At 50.3% G+C, this 1,685-nt stretch carries 4 protein-coding genes; all 4 read right to left on the reverse strand.

All coding sequences use genetic code 11. The features are described 5' to 3' along the window. Window positions 1–83, reverse strand: an 83-nt coding sequence (locus BZG79_RS15265) for a VOC family protein (RefSeq protein WP_199878037.1), incomplete at its 3' end; no start/stop codon positions are given. Window positions 84–127: 44 nt separating this feature from the next. Beyond that, window positions 128–769: an endonuclease III gene (nth, locus tag BZG79_RS16520; RefSeq protein ID WP_021022309.1), complete on the reverse strand. Its 642-nt coding sequence runs from the start codon at window positions 767–769 to the stop codon at window positions 128–130. Window positions 770–781: 12 nt separating this feature from the next. Then, entirely contained in the window at window positions 782–1,480 is a 699-nt protein-coding gene (locus BZG79_RS16525; protein WP_021022310.1) for an electron transport complex subunit E, read from the reverse strand. Further along, window positions 1,477–1,685, reverse strand: a 209-nt coding sequence (locus tag BZG79_RS15275) for an FMN-binding protein (RefSeq protein ID WP_199878033.1), incomplete at its 5' end; no start/stop codon positions are given. The genes BZG79_RS16525 and BZG79_RS15275, both read right to left, overlap by 4 nt.

Consider the following 1,685-nt stretch of genomic DNA (forward strand, 5'->3'; position numbering starts at 1 on the left):
CCCATTACGTCGGTGTAAAATTTCACTGCGCGATCCAGATCACCGACGCGGATCATGGTGTGTAGAATTCTGCCGTTAGACATGACGTTGCTCCTTTATTACTTGCCAGTGCTCGCCTGAAATAGCGTTAGCTGTCTGGATAGACTTTATCTTTATATTCACATAAATCTTCAATGATGCAACTGCCACAGCGGGGTTTGCGTGCCAGGCAGGTATAGCGTCCGTGCAAAATAAGCCAATGGTGCACATCGACCTTAAACGCTTTGGGCACCACCTTGTTCAGTTTCTCTTCCACGTCATTGACGTTTTTACCCATCGCAAACTTGGTGCGATTAGAGACCCGAAAAATATGGGTGTCGACCGCAATAGTGGGCCAACCAAATGCGGTATTGAGCACGACATTGGCCGTTTTACGCCCGACACCGGGTAAGGCCTCCAGCGCTTCGCGGTTTTCTGGCACCTCACCACCGTGCTGTTCGATCAGCGCACGACAGGTCTTAATCACGTTCTCGGCTTTGGAATTAAACAGGCCGATGTTTTTGATATAGGACTTCACCCCATCCACACCTAGTGCCAATAAGCCCTCTGGTGTGTTGGCCACCGGATAGAGTTTATCGGTAGCTTTATTGACACTCACATCGGTAGCCTGGGCAGACAGTAACACTGCAATCAACAACTCGAAAGGGGTAGACCAATGCAGCTCTGTTTGCGGTGTTGGATTGTTGTCTCGCAGCCGCTCCAAAATCTGTTGTCGTTTTTCTTTATTCATTTCCCTATCCCGTCACTGATTGCCGGTGATCCGCGCGCGTTCAATCACTGGTTTCTGCTCGGATTCTGTCTTACTGGCAAGATGGGTATCAATGATGTTCTTCAGAGCGATCAAAAAGCCCACCGCTAAAAATGCACCGGGTGGCAATATCGCTAATAAGAATTTGGTATCGAATTGGAAAATTTCAATCCGTAGTACCGAGGCCCAATCACCGAGTAACAGATCGGCGCCATCAAACAAGGTGCCGTTACCAATAATCTCTCGAATTGCGCCGAGTATCACCAGCGCTGCAGTCATGCCCGTTCCCATCCAAAAACCATCACTAACCGATAAGCCAACCGGGTTTTTTGAGGCAAAGGCTTCAGCGCGGCCGATAATAATGCAGTTGGTGACAATCAAGGGGATAAAGATCCCGAGTGACTGATAAAGGCCGTAAGCATAGGCATTCATCACCAATTGCACACAGGTGACCAATGAGGCGATCACCATCACGAAAATTGGGATACGCACTTCTTTAGGCACCCATTCTCGGATCACCGACACGATTAAGTTGGAACCCACTAGCACAGCCAGTGTTGCAATGCCGAGGCCCAGCGCATTGGTGACGGTGGCAGAGACTGCCAGCAGTGGACACAACCCCAGCAGCTGCACAAAGGCGGGGTTGTTGCTCCATAAGCCATTTTTCATCAGCGCTTTGTGGTCACTGTTCACGACGCACCTCCGCAATTGACAGGTTGGTTAAGCAAGGTAGCTTGTTGCTGGCTGACAAACCAGGCCGCTTTTTTTACCGCAGTAACCACCGCCCGGGGGGTAATGGTCGCACCGGTAAACTGATCGAACTGACCGCCATCTTTTTTGACCGCCCAGCGTTTATCGTCTTCACTGGTCACTGTCTTGCCGCTAAAGCTCCGTACCC

Source organism: Salinivibrio sp. MA427 (assembly GCF_001996115.1).
Classification (GTDB): domain Bacteria; phylum Pseudomonadota; class Gammaproteobacteria; order Enterobacterales; family Vibrionaceae; genus Salinivibrio; species Salinivibrio costicola.